This is a genomic window from Jatrophihabitans fulvus (assembly GCF_054781375.1).
Window position 1 is genome coordinate 104423 of sequence record NZ_BAAGUN010000004.1, and the last position, 17673, is coordinate 122095.

The 17673-nt window shown below is 72.1% G+C and carries 14 protein-coding genes and 2 pseudogenes; 12 read left to right on the plus strand and 4 right to left on the minus strand.

Translation table 11 applies throughout. From position 1 onward, the window contains the following. Window positions 1-36: 36 nt before the first annotated feature. Together ACYVP9_RS14720 and ACYVP9_RS14725 are read right to left on the minus strand one after the other, a co-directional pair. Entirely contained in the window at window positions 37-1920 is a 1884-nt protein-coding gene (locus ACYVP9_RS14720) for a prolyl oligopeptidase family serine peptidase (protein ID WP_460605660.1), read from the minus strand. A gap of 37 nt (window positions 1921-1957) precedes the next feature. Further along, on the minus strand, window positions 1958-2836 hold the full coding sequence (locus tag ACYVP9_RS14725) for a serine/threonine-protein kinase (protein WP_460605661.1): 879 nt from the start codon (window positions 2834-2836) through the stop codon (window positions 1958-1960). A gap of 17 nt (window positions 2837-2853) precedes the next feature. Between ACYVP9_RS14725 and ACYVP9_RS14730 the strand changes: the two are divergent. Beyond that, a pseudogene (locus tag ACYVP9_RS14730) lies at window positions 2854-2898 on the plus strand (hypothetical protein); the annotation flags it as partial. On the opposite strand, the gene ACYVP9_RS14735 reads toward ACYVP9_RS14730, so the two are convergent. Both ACYVP9_RS14735 and ACYVP9_RS14740 read right to left on the minus strand, forming a co-directional pair. Continuing rightward, the gene (locus tag ACYVP9_RS14735) at window positions 2886-3362 is read right to left on the minus strand and encodes a universal stress protein (RefSeq protein ID WP_460605662.1); all 477 of its coding nucleotides are present in this window, start codon (window positions 3360-3362) and stop codon (window positions 2886-2888) included. The pseudogene ACYVP9_RS14730 and the gene ACYVP9_RS14735 sit on opposite strands and share 13 nt — an antisense overlap. 7 nt (window positions 3363-3369) lie before the next feature. Then, window positions 3370-5865: a LamG-like jellyroll fold domain-containing protein gene (locus ACYVP9_RS14740; protein WP_460605663.1), complete on the minus strand. Its 2496-nt coding sequence runs from the start codon at window positions 5863-5865 to the stop codon at window positions 3370-3372. Between the two features lie 185 nt (window positions 5866-6050). Here ACYVP9_RS14740 and ACYVP9_RS14745 point away from each other — a divergent pair. From ACYVP9_RS14745 to ACYVP9_RS14795, 11 genes and pseudogenes are all read left to right on the plus strand, one after another. Further along, window positions 6051-6806 (plus strand): annotated as a pseudogene (locus tag ACYVP9_RS14745) (DeoR/GlpR family DNA-binding transcription regulator); the annotation flags it as partial. Window positions 6807-6913: 107 nt separating this feature from the next. Further along, window positions 6914-8002: an ABC transporter substrate-binding protein gene (locus ACYVP9_RS14750; protein WP_460605664.1), complete on the plus strand. Its 1089-nt coding sequence runs from the start codon at window positions 6914-6916 to the stop codon at window positions 8000-8002. Further along, window positions 8002-9612: a sugar ABC transporter ATP-binding protein gene (locus ACYVP9_RS14755; RefSeq protein WP_460605665.1), complete on the plus strand. Its 1611-nt coding sequence runs from the start codon at window positions 8002-8004 to the stop codon at window positions 9610-9612. The genes ACYVP9_RS14750 and ACYVP9_RS14755 overlap by 1 nt, the downstream gene beginning before the upstream one ends. Next, on the plus strand, window positions 9605-10573 hold the full coding sequence (locus ACYVP9_RS14760) for an ABC transporter permease (protein ID WP_460605666.1): 969 nt from the start codon (window positions 9605-9607) through the stop codon (window positions 10571-10573). Before ACYVP9_RS14755 ends, ACYVP9_RS14760 begins: the two co-directional genes overlap by 8 nt. Continuing rightward, on the plus strand, window positions 10570-11595 hold the full coding sequence (locus ACYVP9_RS14765) for an ABC transporter permease (RefSeq protein ID WP_460605667.1): 1026 nt from the start codon (window positions 10570-10572) through the stop codon (window positions 11593-11595). Before ACYVP9_RS14760 ends, ACYVP9_RS14765 begins: the two co-directional genes overlap by 4 nt. 11 nt (window positions 11596-11606) lie before the next feature. Continuing rightward, a complete protein-coding gene (gene galT / locus ACYVP9_RS14770) occupies window positions 11607-12635 on the plus strand; it encodes a galactose-1-phosphate uridylyltransferase (protein ID WP_460605916.1) in 1029 nt (342 codons plus the stop codon). Continuing rightward, complete coding sequence (galK, locus tag ACYVP9_RS14775; protein ID WP_460605668.1) at window positions 12632-13699, plus strand: galactokinase; 1068 nt, start codon at window positions 12632-12634, stop codon at window positions 13697-13699. The genes galT and galK overlap by 4 nt, the downstream gene beginning before the upstream one ends. 146 nt (window positions 13700-13845) lie before the next feature. Further along, window positions 13846-14805, plus strand: coding sequence for an alpha/beta fold hydrolase (locus ACYVP9_RS14780; protein WP_460605669.1), 960 nt, complete (start codon window positions 13846-13848; stop codon window positions 14803-14805). Beyond that, on the plus strand, window positions 14805-15236 hold the full coding sequence (locus ACYVP9_RS14785) for an SRPBCC family protein (RefSeq protein ID WP_460605670.1): 432 nt from the start codon (window positions 14805-14807) through the stop codon (window positions 15234-15236). The genes ACYVP9_RS14780 and ACYVP9_RS14785 overlap by 1 nt, the downstream gene beginning before the upstream one ends. A gap of 141 nt (window positions 15237-15377) precedes the next feature. Continuing rightward, complete coding sequence (locus ACYVP9_RS14790; RefSeq protein WP_460605671.1) at window positions 15378-16178, plus strand: PP2C family protein-serine/threonine phosphatase; 801 nt, start codon at window positions 15378-15380, stop codon at window positions 16176-16178. A gap of 25 nt (window positions 16179-16203) precedes the next feature. Next, on the plus strand, window positions 16204-17673 hold the full coding sequence (locus tag ACYVP9_RS14795; protein ID WP_460605672.1) for an FHA domain-containing protein: 1470 nt from the start codon (window positions 16204-16206) through the stop codon (window positions 17671-17673).

Sequence of the window (17673 nt, forward strand, 5' to 3'; positions counted from 1 at the left end):
GCAATCCCCACTTTGTCCAGTTCGTAGGTCGGGAAACTATACGTAGCGTCCGAACCAGTCGAGGATCGCGTCGAAGCGGGCGACGCGGTGGCTCGGCAGGCCGCTGCGGGACAGCTCGTGACCCTCGCCCGGGAACAGCAGGAACTCCACCGTGGCCCCGCGCTTGCGCAGCGAGACGTACAGCCGCTGCGCCTGCTCGACGGGACAGCGCCAGTCGTGCTCGGAGTGCACGATCAGCAGCGGGGTGCCGATGTGCTCGGCGTAGGTGAACGGGCTCTGCCGGCGACGCTGCTCGGGGTCGGTGCCGTACAGCGCGTCGGCGAACTCCCAGCCGATGTCGCTCGAGCCCTCGAAACTGTCGATGGCGTTGACGGCGCGCTCGCTGACCGCCGCACGGAACCGGTCGGTGTGTCCCACCAGCCACGTGGTCATGAACCCGCCGTGCGAGCCGCCGAGCACGCCCACCCGGTCGGCGTCGAGGTCGGGCCGCTCGAGCGCGGCGTCGAGCAGGGCCAGCAGGTCGGCGGCCGACTTCTCGCCGACGTCGCCCACGATGTACGACCCGTACGCCTGGCCGTAGCCGGACGAGCCGCGCGGGTTCGTGTACACGACCGCGTAGCCGGCGCGCGCGTAGACCTGCGCCTCGTCGAGCAGCGTCCAGCCGTAGGCGGCGAAGGGGCCGCCGTGGATCATCAGCAGCACCGGGTGCGGGCCGTCGCCCTCGGGCGTCACGACGAACCCGTGCAGCTCGGTACCGTCCGCGGCCGTGGCGGTGAAATCGTCCAGCGGTCGGACGAGCCCGTCCGTCGCGAACGAGGTGAGCGGTACGACACGGTCGCCGTCGACCCGTGCGAGTTCGCCTGCCGTCGCCGGGTCGGCGTAGGTGACCACGGTGGTGCCACCCTCGTGCGCCACGCCCTGGACGGTGCGGTGGCCACCGCTGACGGTGGTGAGGCCCCCGGCCGACCACTGCAGCAGCTCGACGGCGCCGCGGTTCTCGGCCGGCGCGAGCACGCCGTCGTCGGTGACGACGGGCGCGCCGACGATGTGCACCGTCTCGGCGTCGGTCAGCCGCTCGACGCTGCCGCCGGCGACCCGGAACAGCCCCTCGTTGTTGGCCACCCAGCCGCTGACGCCCATCTCGACGCCGGTCGTCACGAGCGTCGTGTCGTCGAGCCAGGCCGGCGCGTCGAGCCAGCGGGTGCCATCGCTGACGCGGGTGGCCTCACCGCCGTCGGGGGACACCGTGAACACGTCGTGCACCCAGTCGGTCTCGCGGTCGTCGTGCCGCCGGGACACGAACGCGATGCGGCTGCCGTCGGGCGACCAGGCGGGTGCGGTGTCGTCCCACTCGCCCTCGGTGATCTGCCGGGCCTCGGGCTCGTCGGCGGTGACGTCGACGACGAACACGTGGTGGCGGCGGTCGAGCACGAAGCCGACGTTGTCGGTGCGGTACTGCAGGCCGGTGATGCGGCGCGGCGGCTCCTTCTCCGGCGGGATCTTCTCGCCCTGAGCGTCCTCGCCGGTGCCGTAGCGGCCGTCGGCCGGCACGCGGACGGCGAACGCGACGCGCGTGGAATCGGGTGACCAGCGCGGCGCGCCCGCGCCACCGGGCAGGTCCGTGAGTTCGCGGGCATCGCCGCCGCCGGCGTTCAGGACGTGCAGCTGGGGCTTGTCGCGGCTGCCCTTGCGCAGGAAGGCGATCAGCCGGCCGTCCGGTGACCACTCGGGCGCGCTGTCGTGGTCGCCGTGCGTCAGCCGGCGGACGTCCGAGCCGTCGGTGGCGACGAGCCAGAGCGAGCTGCGGTACTCGTCGGCGTCGAGGTCGGGCCGGGTGACCGCGACGACGGCCCGGGCGCCGTCGGGGGAGAGGGTCGGCGGGCCGAGAGTGACGAGCTTCGCGATGTCGGCAGGGAGCATTCCGTCACGCTATGCCCCCGGTCGGACGGTTCGGTGCTCAGCCGGTGGCGACGCGGGTGCGGGGCCAGCCCTCGCTGCGTTCGATGCGGCCGAGCTCCTCGGCCAGCCACGCCGGGGTCGGTGGACGGTGGGCGGGGTCGGGCGACATCGCCCACGTCAGCAGGTCCGACATCGCCAGCGGAACGCCCGGCCCGACGATCGGCCGCACCTGGCCGCTCAGCACGCGGACGATGACCGTGGCCGGCGACTCGCCGACGTACTCGCGGAACGCGGCCTGTCCGGCGATGACCTCGTAGAGGGTCGCCGCCAACCCGTAGACGTCGCTGGCCGGCGTCGGCTCGCGGCCCTCGAGCAACTCCGGCGCCGTGTGCGCGGTGGTGGCGAGCTGCGCGGCACGGGCGCGGTCGGTGGCGACCGGCGTCGCCTCGTCGAAACCGGTGAGAACGGGCTCGCCCGCCGCGGTCAGCAGGACGGTGCTCGGACGCACGTCGCAGTGCAGCACGCCCGCGCGATGGACCGCGTCGAGTGCGCCGGCGAGCTTGATGCCGGTGGCGACGGCCTCCTGGACCGGGGTGAGCGCGCCCTGCGCCACGCGTTCGGCGAGCGACCCGGCGCACAGGTCGAGCACCAGTGCCGGCCGCCCGTCACCGAGCACGACCGTCTCGTAGAGCGTGACCACGTGCGGGTGACCTGCCAGGGCCGTCAGCAACCGGGCCTGGTCGCGCAGGGCGTCGGAGACCCACGCGGGGGTGCCGTCGGCCGGCAGCTTGACCGCGACCGGCGTACCGGTCGTGCGCTCGCGACCGCCGAGCACGGTGAAGCGCTCGCCGGCGCGCAGCACCGTCAGCGAGTCGAAGCGTTCGGACAGGTCACCGATGCGTGTCCTGCTCCGCGCGCCACTGGTCGCGAATGCCATAAGGTCCCCACCTCTCGGTGAGCTCATCTTACGTACATTTCACCCGCTGTCACGGCACGACGGTGACCGGCCAGGCGGCGTCCTTCACCAGCCGAGCGGCCAGCGAGCCGACGAAGCGGTGACCGGCCTGTGTCGAGGCGCCGACCACGATCGCGTCGACGCGCAGCTGCTCGGCGACGGTGATGATCTCCTTGTACGGGTTGCCCGAACGTTCGACGAACTCCGGCTCGATGCCGACGTAGGTCGCGCCCTCGGTGACGAGGTCCCGCACCTCGCGGGCGAGGTCCTCCTGGGCCTCGATCGCGGCACCGGCGGTGGCGGCGACGCCGCCGGCGAACCCCGCCGTGCGGACGAAGACCGTCACGAGACGGGCACCCTGCCGGCGCGCCAGGCCGGCCGCGTACGCGCCGGCCCGCAACGACGTGTCGGAGCCGTCGATGCCGACGAGGATGCGGGTCGGGCCGTCGGTGCCGAGCTCGAATCCCGAGGTCACGGGTCGATTCTGCTCCCGGCGGCCCGACCGCATCAGGCGGTCACCCCAGGTCGGCGACGTCGGACGCGGAGAGCGCCCGGTTCCAGACCCGCACGTCGTCGAGCGCGCCGGGCCAGTAGTCGGCGGGATTGCCGCCGTACTGGCCCCGCCCGATCGTCAGCGGGCCGGTGGCGGAGTCGCCGATGCACTGCTGGTGCACCTGCTGCTGCGCCTTGCCGTCGACGTAGAGCGTGTACGTACCTGCGCTCGCGTCGTGCACGCCGACCAGGTGGTACCAGCGGCCGGTCTCGGGGGCGGTGTCGGACAGCGCGCGTCCGCCGACGGTCGAGAACGCGAACCGGTTGTCGGCCTGCGAGTACTGCAGGAAGAACGCGCTCGCGCCGTTGCCGTCCTCGCCGACCGCGGTGGCGAAATGGCCGGTGCTGTCGAGCTTCACCCACGCGCCGACGCTGAAGTTGCCGGACGTGTCGACGACGGTGCCCTGCGTCTGCGCGGACTGCGTGCTGCCGTCCAGCTGCAGGGCCGTGCCCGCGTGACCGGGTACCCAGGACGGATCGCCGGTGACGGTGGCGTCGTGGTCGCCGGCGTCGTCGTGGGCGACGGTGCCGCTGCCCTCGTCGAGCTCGTACGACGCGACCGGGGCCTGCTGCCCGGCCGGGTACGTCGGGCCGTTCGGGTCGGAGTAGGCGGACGGCGCCGCCGCGATCACGGCTCGGTTGGCTTTCCGGACCTGCGCGCCGTCCATCTTCAGGACCCGCCGGTCGTAGGTCCAGAGCCCGTTGACCTCGTTCTCGACATCGGTGATCTGGGTGTAGATGCCCGCGCTCACGCCGCACTGCTGTTCGACCTTCAACAGCCGTTGCTGCGCCTGGACGTACTTCTCGGTCAGCGTCGCGGAATCGGGCTCCATCTCGTAGGCGCCGGGCGGTCCGGGCCACACGTGACCGTCGACGACGAGGCCGAAACCGCCGTACTCGCCGTCGATCGAGATGCGGTCCGCGAAGCTCGGCGGTGTCCCGGGACCCACGTAGGTGTGGTCGTCGTAGACGTCGCCGGCACCGCTGTCGGGGGCGGAATAGCAGCAGTTGACGCCGCTCTGGGCGTCGACGAGCCGGGTCGGGTCCCACGCCTTGACCTGCTGGGCGATCGGCTTGGGGTCGAACTCGCCCCAGCCCTCGTTGAACGGAACCCACGCGATGATCGACGTCTCGCTGCGGTGCTGGTCGATCATCCGCTTGAGCTCGCGCCGGTACTCGGCCTTCGCCGCGTCGGACGGGGTCTTGATGTCCATCGCGGGCATGTCCTGCCACACCATGAGCCCCAGCTTGTCTGCCCAGTAGTACCAGCGGGCGGGCTCGACCTTGATGTGCTTGCGGACGGAGTTGAAACCGAGCTGCTTGTGCTGGGCGAGGTCGAACTCGAGTGCCGCGTCGGTCGGGGCGGTGTAGATCCCGTCGGGCCAGAACCCCTGGTCGAGCGTGGCCATCGCGAACACGGGCTTGCCGTTGAGCATGAGGTGCGCCCGTCCGCGGGCGTCCTTGTGCATGCTCACCGACCGCAGACCTGCGTACGAGCCGACGGTGTCGACGGCCTTGCCGCGGTGCTTCACCACGACGCTCAGGTCGTAGAGGAACGGGTCGTTCGGTGACCAGAGGTGGGGCTTCGCGAACGCGACCGTGACCGTGCTGCCCGCGGCACCGCTCGCCCGGGCGATCCGCTTGCCCTTCGACGAGGCCGTCACGACGACGGTGTCGCCGCTGCGGGCGCCGACGACGACGGGCCTGACGCGCAGCGTCTTGCGGGCGACGTCCGGGGTGATGACGAGCGAGTCGACGTGCGTGTACCCGACCGGTTCCATCCATACCGTCTGCCAGATGCCCGAGGTCGGTGTGTAGAAGATGCCGCCCGGATCGTTGCGCTGCTTGCCGATCGGCTGGCCGCCGGCGTCGGTGGGATCGCTGACGCCGACCAGGATCTCCTGCGTGCCGCCCTTGTGGACGGCGCTGGTGATGTCGGCACTGAACGCGTCGTAGCCGCCGAGGTGGTGGGCGACCTTGACGCCGTTGACCCACACCGTGGTGTCGTAGTCGACCGCGCCGAAGTGCAGCAGCAGGTGCTTGCCGTTCCAGCTCTTCGGGACGGTGACCGTCCGGCGGTACCACATGCGGTCCTCGTGCCGCATGATCCCGGACAGCGCCGACTCGACCGGGTAGGGCACGAGGATGCGCTCGGCCAGCTTCTGGCCGACCGGCGGTTTCTCACCGGCCTCGGCGCCGGCGAACTGCCACACGCCGTTCAGGTTCTGCCAGGCCTTGCGGGTCAGCTGCGGACGCGGGTACTCGGGCAGGGCGTTGTCAGGACCGACCTGCGACGTCCACGGCGTGGAGATGGGAGGGGTCTTCGCGTGCCACTGGGGCGCTGCCGCGGCGGGGGCCGCGCCGAGCGCCGCGGGCGCGGCAGCGGCGACGAGCGCGGCTGCGGCGGCGAGCGCCGCTCTCGCCGACAGGCGTCGGCGGCGAGAATGGGAGGAGGTCACGAGCTTCGCCAATCGTTCCGAATCGGACAGGGGGATGGCTCCGTAACCAACTCGCCCCGATCGGTCGTGTCAAGAGTTGATCGATTGCTGATCGATGGCCGCAGGGTTACGCTCGCGCCGATCATCCGATGGTCCGGTCGCCCGGACGGTCGGCGGGAACCTTCCACGACCCCTGGCGGTGCCCCATGTTCACGGCCGAGCGCCGGCAGGCGATCGTCGAACTCGTCCGCGCCAACGGCGCGGTCTCGCTGCGCGAGCTGGCGGACGCGGTCGACACCTCCGAGGTCACCGTCCGGCGCGACGTCCGTGCCCTCGAGGAGCAGGGCGTCCTCGACCGGCGCCGGGGCGGGGCCGTGTGGCCCGGCGGGCTGTCGCACGAACAGAGCTACCGCCAGAAGCGCTCGGTCGCGTCCGAGGAGAAGGCGGCGATCGGGGCCCACGCGGCGCGCCTGGTGCAGGAGGGCGACGCGATCGTCGTCGGCGGCGGCAGTACGACGCAGGAGTTCGCGCGCTGCCTCGCCCGCATCGCCGACCTGACGGTCGTGACGAACTCGCTGCTGGTCGCGCAGGCGCTCATCGACGCGAAGGCGGAGGTGGTGCTGACCGGCGGTTCGGTGCGCAAGTCGACCCACGCCCTGATCGGCAGCGCGGCCGAGAAGGCGCTGGCCGGGCTGCGGGTGCGATGCGCCTTCCTCAGCGGCAACGGGCTGACGCCCGAGCGCGGGCTCTCGACGCCGAACATGCACGTGGCCAGCGTCGACCAGGCGATCGTCCGATCGGCGCAGCAGGTGGTCGTGCTCGCCGACCACACCAAGCTCGGCGTCGACACGATGTTCGAGACGGTGCCGACCGACCAGATCGCCGTTCTCGTGACGGACGGCGGTGCCGACCAGGAGTCGCTGGACCAGTTCACGGCCGCGGGCGTGGATGTCCAGGTCGCGACCGTGATCTGATCGAAACACTGTCGTCTATTGACCGAAACTGATCGGAAGCGTTCACTGACCCCACCAACGGTGGGACGACGAGGAGTGAACGACGGATGGTCTCCATGCGGATGCGGAGCGGGGGGTCGGCCGTGGCCGTCCTCGCCGCGGCGGCGGTGACGCTGGCCGGTTGCGCGAAGAGCGCTGACCAGGGCGGCGGCCCCGACAACACGGACGTGAACAACAGCGCGGCCGCGCAGCAGGTGCAGTCGACCGGCGCCGCGGGCCCGGGCTGCACCTACACCAAGTACGGCGCCCCGAAGCTGGACCTCAAGAACGTGACGGTCGGCTTCTCGCAGTCGGAGTCGACGAGCAACCCCTTCCGCGCGACCGAGACCAAATCGATCACCGACGAGGCCAAGCGGCTGGGCATCAAGCTCATCCAGCGCAACGCGAACGCCAACGTCGCGCAGCAGAACACCGACATCCAGGGCATGATCGCGCAGGGCGCCAAGGTGCTCATCGTGGCGCCCGAGAACTCCGACGGTCTCGCGCCGGCGCTCAACCAGGCCAAGGCCAAGAAGATCCCGGTGCTGACCATCGACCGCACCGTGCAGGGAACGGCCTGCAAGGACTTCGTCGGCTTCATCGGCTCGGACTTCTACGGGCAGGCGAAGATCGCCGCCGACGACCTCGCCGCTGCCATCGGCGGCAAGGGCGACGTCGCCGTCCTGCAGGGCACCTCGGGCAACAACGTCGCGCAGGAACGCACCAAGGGTTTCGAGGACCAGATCAAGGCGAAGTACTCGGGCGTCAAGATCGTGGCCTCGCAGACCGCCAACTTCGACCAGGCCACCGGTCAGAAGGTCACCGCACAGATCCTGCAGAGCAACCCCGGCATCAAGGGGATCTACGCGCAGAACGACACCATGGCGCTCGGCGCGATCCAGGCCATCCGCGCGGCCGGCAAGAAGCCCGGAACCGACATCAAGGTGGTCGGCATCGACGGCATCCGGCAGGCCGTCCAATACGTCGCGAACGGCACGATGTACAGCGACGTCGAGACCAACCCGCGCTTCGGCCCGCTCGCCTTCAAGGCCCTGCAGGACTTCTACGCGGGCGGCGACGGCGTCTCGACCAAGGTGATCATCAAGGACCAGCACTTCACCAAGGACAACGCCGCGGACGCCCTCAAGGAGGGCCGGGTCTACTGATGGACCTCGCGAAGCCGGACCAGCAGGCCCCGGCAGCGCGCGAGAACGTTCTCGAGGTCGTGGACGTCGACAAGCACTTCGTCGGCGTCCACGCCCTGCGAGGGGTGTCGTTCGCGCTGCGCGCGGGTGAGGTGCACGCGCTCGTCGGTGAGAACGGCGCGGGCAAGTCGACCCTGATCAAGGTCATGACGGGCGTCTACCGCCCCGACGGCGGCGCGGTGCGCTTCGCCGGCCGGGACGTCGACTTCCACAGCCCGCTCGACGCCCAGGACGCGGGCCTCTCGACCATCTACCAGGAGGTCAACCTCGTCCCGCTGATGAGCGTGGCCCGCAACCTGTTCCTCAACCGGGAACCGCGGCGCTTCGGGGTCGTCGACTCCGGACGGATGAAGCGCGAGGCACGTCGCGTCCTGCTGGACTTCGGCATCGACGTGAACGTGTCCCGTCCGCTGCGGACGCTGGGGCTCGGCGCCCAGCAGATGGTGGCGATCGCGCGGGCCGTCCAGCTCGAGGCCCGCGTGGTCATCATGGACGAGCCCACGTCGTCGCTCGAGGCCCGCGAGGTCGAGACGCTGTTCCGCGTCATCGAGCGGTTGAAGGCCCAGGGCATCGCCATCGTCTACGTGAGCCACCGTCTGGACGAGCTGTACCGCATCTGCGACCGCGCCACGATCATGCGCGACGGCCGCGTCGTCCACGTCGGCGAGATCGCCGACCTCGACCGGATGCGTCTCGTCGCGCTGATGCTCGGCCGGGACGTCGCCGAGGTGAAGCGCGGCGGCGCCACCGCATTCGGCGAGGGCCACGACGCCGGTGAGCAGCCGGTGCTGCGGGCCACCGGGTTGACGCGCCGGCACGACCTGCACGACGTGAGCCTCGAGATCCGTCCGGGTGAGGTCGTCGGGCTGGGCGGTCTGCTCGGCTCAGGGCGCAGCGAGACGGCGAAGGCCATCGCCGGGGCGCTGCCCGTCGACTCGGGCAGTGTCGAGGTCGCCGGACGCCGGGTCACGGCCCGCTCGACCGCGCGGGCGATCAAGGACGGCGTCGTGATGCTGCCCGAGGACCGCAAAAGCGAGGGCATCATCCCGAACCTGTCGGTGCGCGAGAACATCGTGCTCGCCGCGTTGCCGCGCATCTCCCGCCTCGGGCTGATCAACCGGGCGAAACAGGACGAGATCGTCGACCTGTTCATGGATCGGCTCAAGATCAAGGCGTCGAGCCCCGACCAGAAGGTCGCGGAGCTGTCCGGCGGGAACCAGCAGAAGGTCATGCTCGCGCGGTGGCTGTGCCTGCGACCGAAGGTGCTGCTGCTGGACGAGCCCACCCGGGGCATCGACGTGGGCGCCAAGGCCGAGGTGCAGGCAGTGATCGACGAGCTCGCTGCGGACGGCCTCGGCGTCATGCTCATCTCGTCCGAGCTGGACGAACTGCTCGAGGGCTCCGACCGCATCGTCGTCCTGAAGGACGGCCGCGTGATCGACCGGCTCGAGGGCGACGACGTCAACGAGACCTCCCTGATGAACGCGCTGGCCGTCGAGTCCGGTGACACGGCCGATGGCACCGCCGGTGACAGGGCCGGCGACATGACGAAGGAGGACGGCCGTGGCTGAGCTGACCGTCGGCCGGCGCCGCCCGGTGGACGTCGACGCCGCCCTGCGCGGACTGCAGCGGTACGGCGTCTATGCCGCCCTGCTGCTGCTCCTGGTCGTCGACATCGTGACGATCGACAATTTCGCAACTCTGAGCAATCTCAAGGTGCAGCTCGACCAGGCCGTTCCGGTGCTGGTCATCGCCCTCGGTATGGCGCTGGTCATCGGCACGGAGGGCATCGACCTGTCGGTGGGCGCCGTCATCGCCCTGTCGTCGGCCTTCGTCCCGCTCTACCTCGGCTACGGGGCCGGCGTCTCGATCGTCGCCGCGTTGCTCGCCGGCGCGGCCGTCGGCGCCGTGGCCGGCTTCATGGTCGCCGTCGTGGGCGTACAGCCGATCGTGGCCACGCTGTCGCTGATGATCGGCGTCCGCGGCATCGCGGTCATCGTCAACGGCGCGTCGGCGAAGCAGGTGCTCGACCCCACCATCCTCGGCCTCGGATCGAACGAGGTGTCCGGCGTACCGCTGATGGCGTGGCTGGCGCTCGTGCTCGTACTGCTCGTCGGTTTCACGGTGCGGTACACCCGCTTCGGCCGACAACTCGTCGCGATCGGTGACAACCGGCGCGCGAGCCAGCTCGCCGGCCTCCCCGTCAAGCGCATCCTGCTCGCGGTCTACGTGATCTCGGGGTTGTGCGCCGCGTTCGCCGGACTGCTCATCACCGGCTACGGCGCGGAGGCCGACCCGTCGAACTACGGCATCAACTACGAGCTGAGCGCCATCACGGCCGTGGTCGTCGGCGGCACGCCGCTGTCGGGCGGCAGGATCCGCGTGCTCGGCACGGTGGCCGGTGCGCTCTTCATGCAGTTGCTCACCGCGACACTCGTGCAGAACGACGTCGCGAACTCGTACGCGCAGATCGTGGAGGCCGCCATCATCTGCGGTGCGGTCTACCTCGCGCGGGGAAGGGCCGGACGATGACCGGACTGCTCACCAAGGACGGCGTCCCCGCCGGACCGGCCGGCGCCACCGCACCGACCACGGTGACGGAGACGCGCACGGAGCAGGTCACCCGGCTGCTGCGCGAGCAGGGCGGCGTGGCCGTCCTCGCGATCGTGTTCGTCTGCGCGTCGCTGTTCTCGGACGGGTTCTTCGACTGGGGCAACCTGCAGAGCATCCTCGTCGGCAACGCCTACGTGGCGCTGCTCGCGCTGGGGATGACGTTCGTCATCATCTCCGGCGGTATCGACCTGTCCGTGGGGTCGATGTTCGCCCTCGGCGGTGTGCTCGCCGGCTGGGGCGCGAACAACGGCGGCTGGGTCGTCGCGGTCCTGCTGCCGATCGGGGTCGGCTGCGTGTGGGGTCTCGTACAGGGCCTGCTGATCGCGAAGGCGGGGCTGGCGCCGTTCATCGTCACCCTGGCGGGACTGCTCGGCGCCCGCGGCCTGTTGCAGGCCATCTCGGACGAGGGCAACAAGACCTACGTCGTGCCGCAGGACTCGTTCTTCCTGCACCTCGGGGACGGGACGTGGATCCCGGTACTCACCGTCGTCGTGCTGTTCGCGCTGGGCGGGGTGCTGCTGCTGCGCACCCGCTACGGACAGTCGCTGTTCGCGCTCGGCGGCAACGAGAACGCGGCCGTGCTGATGGGCGTGCCGGTGCTGCGCAACAAGGTGCTGGTCTACGTGTTGTCCGCGGGCGTCGCCGCCACCGCCGGCATGCTGAACGCGTCCCGGCTGCAGTCGGGTGTCACCAACATCGGCGTCGGGTACGAACTGACCGCGATCGCGGCCGTCATCATCGGCGGGACACTGCTGACCGGCGGCGCGGGATCGGTGATCGGCACCGCTGCGGGTGTATTGTTGTTAGCGATAACACAGAATCTGATCGGGGTGCATCTCTCGCAGTACGGGTCCTCGGCGTCGGACGCGGTCAACGGCGCATTCCTGGCCGTGGTCGTCGTGCTGCAGACCCTGCTGACGAGAGCGGAGCGCATCGAGTGACCGCGGTTCACCTGCTCAGGACGCCGACCCGGCTGTCCGACGGTCGCATGCTGGTCTATTACGACGAGCATCCGGTCGATCGCACCGCTCACCCCGACGCGCGCGAGCTCGAGCCGATCACGAGCAGCAGCGAGCTGCGGCGTGACCCGCTCACGGGTGAGACCGTTATCATCGCGTCCCACCGGCAGAACCGCACCAACCTGCCGAGCACCGACCAGTGCCCGCTGTGCCCGACGACCGGCGGGTTCGCGACCGAGATCCCGGCACCGTCCTACGACGTCGTCGTGTTCGAGAACCGCTTCCCGTCCTTGGCCGGCGACACCGGGCGGTGCGAGGTCGTGTGCTTCAGCGACGACCACGACGCCTCGTTCGCATCGCTGCCCGGCTCCCGGGTGCGCACCATCGTCGACGCGTGGGCCGACCGCACCGCCGAACTCGCGCGGGTGCCGAGCGTGGAGCACGTGTTCCCGTTCGAGAACCGCGGCCGCGAGATCGGCGCGACCATCAGTCACCCGCACGGCCAGATCTACGCCTATCCGTTCGTGGCCCCGCGGTGGCGGACCATGCTCGAGCAGGCACGCGAACACCGCGATCGGACCGGTCACAACCTGTTCGCCGACGTCCTCGCCGACGAGCAGCGCGACGGCCGCCGTGTCGTCGCGAGCAGCGAGCACTGGACGGCGTACGTGCCGCAGGCGGCCCGCTGGCCGGTCGAACTGCACGTCGTCCCGCACCGCCGGGCGCGGGACCTGACGGAGTTGGACGACGCGGAACGCGACGACTTCGCCGAGCTCTATCCCGGCCTGCTGCGGCGGCTCGACGCCCTCTACGGCGTGCCGCTGCCGTACGTCGCGGCCTGGTACCAGGCGCCGGTGTCGTGGGGGCGCGACGACGCCTACCTGCACCTTCAGGTCTTCTCGACGCGCCGCGCGGCGGACAAGCTGAAGTACCTCGCGGGATCCGAGTCGGCCATGGGCGTGTTCATCAACGACGTCGTTCCGGAGAGCATGGCCGAGCGACTGCGGGCCGCCACCCCGTGAGCGCGGTCGTGTGGCGGGCTCCGGGTCGCGTCAACCTCATCGGCGAGCACACCGACTACAACGACGGGTTCGTGCTGCCCTTCGCGCTGCCCCTCGGAGTCACCGCGGCGGTCTCGCCCCGCGAAGACGATGTCGTGACCGTGCGCAGCGACGGGTGGGACGACACCGTCGAGCTGCGGTCGCCGCAGCCCGGGTCGGTCGACGGGTGGGCGGCCTACGCCGCCGGCGCCGTCTGGGCGTGCGACGCGGGCGGGGCGGACGTGCACCTCTCGTCCGACCTGCCGGTCGGTGCGGGACTGTCGTCGTCCGCGGCGGTCGAGTGTGCCGTCGTGGGCGCACTGGCCGAGGCCCGTGCACTCGGGCTGACACCTGCGGAACTCGTCCGGCGGGCGCACCGGGCCGAGACCGAGTTCGTCGGTGTGCCCGTGGGCGTGCTCGACCAGTCGGCCGTGGTGCACGCGAGCGAGGGACACGCGCTGTTCCTGGACACTCGAAGCGGTGAGCACCGGCCGGTGCCGCTGCCTCTCGCCGACGCCGGCCTCGCGGTGCTGGTGATGGACACCCGTGCTCCCCACCGCCTCGTCGACGGCGAATATGCGCGGCGCCGCGCAGAATGCGAACGGGCCTGCGCCGAGCTCGGGGTCCCCGCCCTGCGGGATGCCGACGCGGACGCGGTCGCGACGCTGGCCGACGACACCCTGCGGCGACGGGCCCGGCACATCGTGACCGAGAACGCGCGCGTTCTCGACACCGTCGCGCGGCTCGAGAGCGGGGACGTCCGGGGCATCGCCGACCTGCTCACGGCGTCCCATGCGTCGTTGCGCGACGACTACGAGGTGTCGAGCCGCGAACTGGATCTCGCCGTCGACACCGCCCTCGGGTCCGGGGCCCTCGGCGCCCGCATGACCGGCGGCGGGTTCGGCGGCAGCGCCGTCGCACTGCTCGACTCCGAGCGCGCCGACGCCGTCGGCGAGGCCGTCGCGAAGGCGTTCGCCGACGCCGGGTTCGCCGCGCCGCACTGCTTCGCCGTCGTCCCGTCCGAGGGTGCCCACCCCGTCCGCTGACCCCCTCCGTCGCCTTCCCGGCCGGATCGGTCGTGATGCGCCGGCGTGTCCGCAACCGTTCGGGCCGGGAAGCGGGCCGTCCGGGGGGAACGTGGCGGTCGCTACGTCGGCGCGCGGGTACATGCTGTCGCGGATACCGTGACCGGATGACCGCAACGACCACGGCGCCGCCCCGACTGCAGGGCCGGGCGGGTGAGCTCCCCGCGGGGATGACGACCCACCGGCTCGCCGACGGCACCGTGATCGCCCTCGTCGACAGCGGTCCGCGCGACGCCGAGGTCACCGTCGTGCTGGTGCCCGGGTGGTCGCAGGACCACGTGAGCTGGGAGGACGTCACCGCCCTGCTGCGGGCACAGCGTCCGGAGCTGCGCGTGATCGTGCCCGAGGCCCGCGGCCACGGCCGGTCGGACGCCGGGCCTCGCGGCAGCGCCACCATCGACCAGCTGGCCGAGGACGTCGTCCACGTGATCGGGGCGCGCGCGCCGCACGGGGACCTCGTGCTCGCCGGCCACTCGCTCGGCGGCCCGATCCTGATCTCGCTCGCCGCGCGGCACCCGCAGCTGATCGAGCGCCGGGTCCGCGGGGTGGCGCTGGTGGCCACCAGCGGCGCCGGGCTCGGCAAGGACCTGTTCGGCCTGCACGGCGCGGTCACCGCCCCGGCGATGCGCGTCACCGCCGCCGTCGCCGCGGTACGGGCACTGTCACGGGGCCGACGGAACCTGCGCCGTCCCGAACTGATCGCGTGGGCGATCCGTGCGGGGTTCTACGGTCCCGGTGCCGGTTCGGCGCGCAACCGGCGCCGGACGGCCGGCCAGACGTCGCGCGCGCACCCCGCGACGACCGCACAGCTCGTCGCCGAGATGATGCGCTTCGACCGGCTCGCCGAGCTCACCGCCTTGAACCGGCCGAGCACCGTCGTGCTCGCCGGCACGAAGGACGGGCTGTGCCCGATGGCGCACTCCCGCGCGCTCGCCGACGCGATGCCCGACGCCGAACTGATCGTCTACCCGAACGCCGGGCACATGCTGCCCTTCGAGCGCGCGTCCGAGGTCGCGGACGTCCTCGTCCGGCTCGCCGACACACCCGTTCCGCAGAAGGAGAAGTGATGGCCCGCGGCACCGCCACCGTCGTCGTCCCCGGCCCGCGCGAGCGGGTCTTCGCGCTGTTCGCCGACCGCGAGAACTACGGCGACCTCGTCGCCCCCGTGAGCTGCACCCTGGTGCGCGTGGGCCGCACCGAGCGGCAGGGCGTCGGCGCCGTGCACCGCATCGGCGTCGGGCCCGCGGGCCTGCGCGAGGAGATCGTCGCGCTCGAGCCGGGGCGCAGCTTCACCTACAAGGCGGTGACGCCGCTGCCGGTCAAGCACTGGATCGGCACCGTCGAGTTCCACGACCACCCGAAGGGCACCCGCGTCGACTACTCCCTCGACATCGAGGGTTTCGTGCCGCTGCCGGCGCCCGTGGTGAAGGCCGCCGCCCGCGGCCTGGCCGCCGGTCTCGCGCGCGGCGTCGCCAAGCGGGTCGCGACCGAGGCGTGACGGCCCGCACCAGCACCCCCGCTGAGGACGTGCGGCGCGGCTGACCCCGGCCGCGTGGCGACCCCGGCAGGGTTGTGGATACCGTCGGCGTTCACACGAACGCCACCGGAACACCCACCGGAGCGCCCCAGCGGAGGTCCCATGCTGACGATGACGTCGGGCTCGGCCACGCACGCGGGCAAGGTGCGCACGTCCAACGAGGACAGCCTGCTGGTGTCCGACCACTTCGTCGCCGTCGCGGACGGCCTCGGCGGTCACGCCGCGGGCGAGGTGGCCAGCCAGATCGCCGTCGACCGGCTGCGACAGCTCGACGAGCTCGCCCACCACGTCGACGCCGTCCGTCCGGACGACGTGGTCTCCGCCATCGCCGACGCCAACGCGCTGATCATCGACGAGATGCGCCGCGACGCCGAGCACGAGGGCATGGGCACCACCGTCACCGGCCTCGGCATCGTCGAGCTGGGCGGGGCCGCGCACGTCGCGGTGTTCAACGTCGGTGATTCACGCGTCTACCGCCTGGTCGACGACCGGTTCGAGCAGGTGACCGTCGACCACTCCGAGGTCGAGGAACTGCGCGCGGCCGGCATCATCAGCGCCGCCGACGCGGCCGTGCACCCGCGCCGCAACGTGGTCACCCGCTGCCTCGGCAGCATCCCGGCGCCGACGCCCGACCTGTGGGTCTATCCGCCGCGGGCGCGGGAGCGGTACCTGCTCTGCTCGGACGGTCTCACGAACGAGGTCGACGACGAGGCGCTCGCCGCCACCCTGCGCGCGCACGACGACCCGGACGCCGCCGCCCAGAGCCTCGTCGAGCAGGCCCTCGAGCACGGCGGACGCGACAACGTCACCGTGATCGTCGTCGACCTGCGCTCCGACCGCGCCGACGACGACGCCGCGGTCGACGGCGACACCGCGCCACGCCCGGCCCCGACCGACCAGTGACCGACGTGCCCGAGGACCGCCACGCATGACCACGCCCGACGCCGGCCCGCCCGCACCCACCCGTGCGCCCGTGCTCACCTTCGTGCCGGGGGCATGGCTCGCGGTCGTGTCCGACGACCTCGCGCTCCTGCTGGACGTGACCCCCAGCCACCCCGTGCTCGGCGCCTGCTGGAACGCCGCCGCCCGCGGCATCGGCGTCGACGGCGTGCTCGCGGCGCTGGCGCAGGCCGGCGGCATCACCGACTTCGCCCTGGTCGGCGCCACCGGTGACGGCGGCACCCGCGTCGTCGTCAGCGGCAGCGCCCGCGTCGAGCTCGCCGGGCCGCAGCCGGCCGTGCTCAGCGCCACGGACGGCCCGCGGGACGAGCGGTTCGGCGGCCGGCTCGCCGTCCGCCTCGCCGGCCCGGACACCGCGGGCCCCGCCGGTCCCGGCGCTGCGCTGCCCGTCGTCAAGGCGATCGTGCCCGCCGCCGCCGTCGGACGCGGCGTCGACGCGGCCACACCGGTCGCCGTTCCGCCCCCCGCCGCCCCCGCGCCCCCGACTCCGGCGCGCGAGCCCGTCGCCGTGCCGCCGGTCGGCAACGACACGATGCCGCCGTCGAACTTCGACTCCGGCCTCATCGACTCGCTGCCGTGGCGCACCCCGCCCAGCTTCGACACCGGCGACGCGCCCGAGCCGCCGGCGCAGCCCGAGCCCGCCCCCGCCCCGCCGCCCGCTGCCCCGCAGAGCTGGGGTGCGACCGCCGATGCGGACAACCCGTGGGCCGGGTACGCCGCCCCGGGTCCGCCGCCGATGTCGTCGCCGCCGGGTCCGCCGCCGATGTCGTCGCCGCCGGGTCCGCCGCCGATGTCGTCGCCGCCGGGTCCGCCGCCGATGTCGTCGCCGCCCCCGGACAATCCCTGGGCCCCGCGCACATCGCAGACCCCGCAGACCCCGCAGGCGGCGCCCGCACCCCCGGCGCCCGCCGGACCCCCCGCCGGACCCCCCGCTCCGTCGACCGACCCGACCCCGGCCCCGCCGTCCGGCAACGGCGGCGTCCCGACGGTGCATGCGTTCGCCTGCCCGCGGCAGCACCTGAACCCGCCGTCGGCGAGCACCTGCCGCGTCTGCGGCGAGCCGATCCCCCCGCAGGAGGGGTTCCTGGCACCCCGTCCGTCGCTGGGCGTGCTGCGCCTGTCGACCGGCGACACCGTGCCGCTGGACCGCGACGTCGTGCTGGGCCGAGCCCCGTTCCACGCCGACGAGAGTTCGGCGTCGCGTCCGCATCTCGTGCAGCTGGCGAGCCCCGACAACGACATCTCGCGCAGCCACCTGCGGGTGAACCTGGAGAACTGGTTCGTGCAGGTCACCGACCTCGACTCGACCAACGGCACCGTCGTGACGCTGCCCGACCAGGCGCCGGTGCGGCTGCGTCCGCACGATCCGTTCACGATCCTGCCGGGCACCGTCGTGAACATCGCCGACGAGGTCACGCTGCGCTACGAACTCTCGTGA

Excerpts from the sequence above, each read along its gene's own strand:
- ACYVP9_RS14720 (WP_460605660.1), bottom strand. The coding sequence starts at position 1,920 with ATGCTCCCTGCCGACATCGCGAAGCTCGTCACTCTCGGCCCGCCGACC.
- ACYVP9_RS14725 (WP_460605661.1), bottom strand. The coding sequence starts at position 2,836 with ATGGCATTCGCGACCAGTGGCGCGCGGAGCAGGACACGCATCGGTGAC.
- ACYVP9_RS14735 (WP_460605662.1), bottom strand. The coding sequence starts at position 3,362 with ATGCGGTCGGGCCGCCGGGAGCAGAATCGACCCGTGACCTCGGGATTC.
- ACYVP9_RS14750 (WP_460605664.1), top strand. The coding sequence starts at position 6,914 with ATGCGGATGCGGAGCGGGGGGTCGGCCGTGGCCGTCCTCGCCGCGGCG.
- ACYVP9_RS14755 (WP_460605665.1), top strand. The coding sequence starts at position 8,002 with ATGGACCTCGCGAAGCCGGACCAGCAGGCCCCGGCAGCGCGCGAGAAC.
- ACYVP9_RS14765 (WP_460605667.1), top strand. The coding sequence starts at position 10,570 with ATGACCGGACTGCTCACCAAGGACGGCGTCCCCGCCGGACCGGCCGGC.
- ACYVP9_RS14780 (WP_460605669.1), top strand. The coding sequence starts at position 13,846 with ATGACCGCAACGACCACGGCGCCGCCCCGACTGCAGGGCCGGGCGGGT.
- ACYVP9_RS14785 (WP_460605670.1), top strand. The coding sequence starts at position 14,805 with ATGGCCCGCGGCACCGCCACCGTCGTCGTCCCCGGCCCGCGCGAGCGG.
- ACYVP9_RS14790 (WP_460605671.1), top strand. The coding sequence starts at position 15,378 with ATGCTGACGATGACGTCGGGCTCGGCCACGCACGCGGGCAAGGTGCGC.
- ACYVP9_RS14795 (WP_460605672.1), top strand. The coding sequence starts at position 16,204 with ATGACCACGCCCGACGCCGGCCCGCCCGCACCCACCCGTGCGCCCGTG.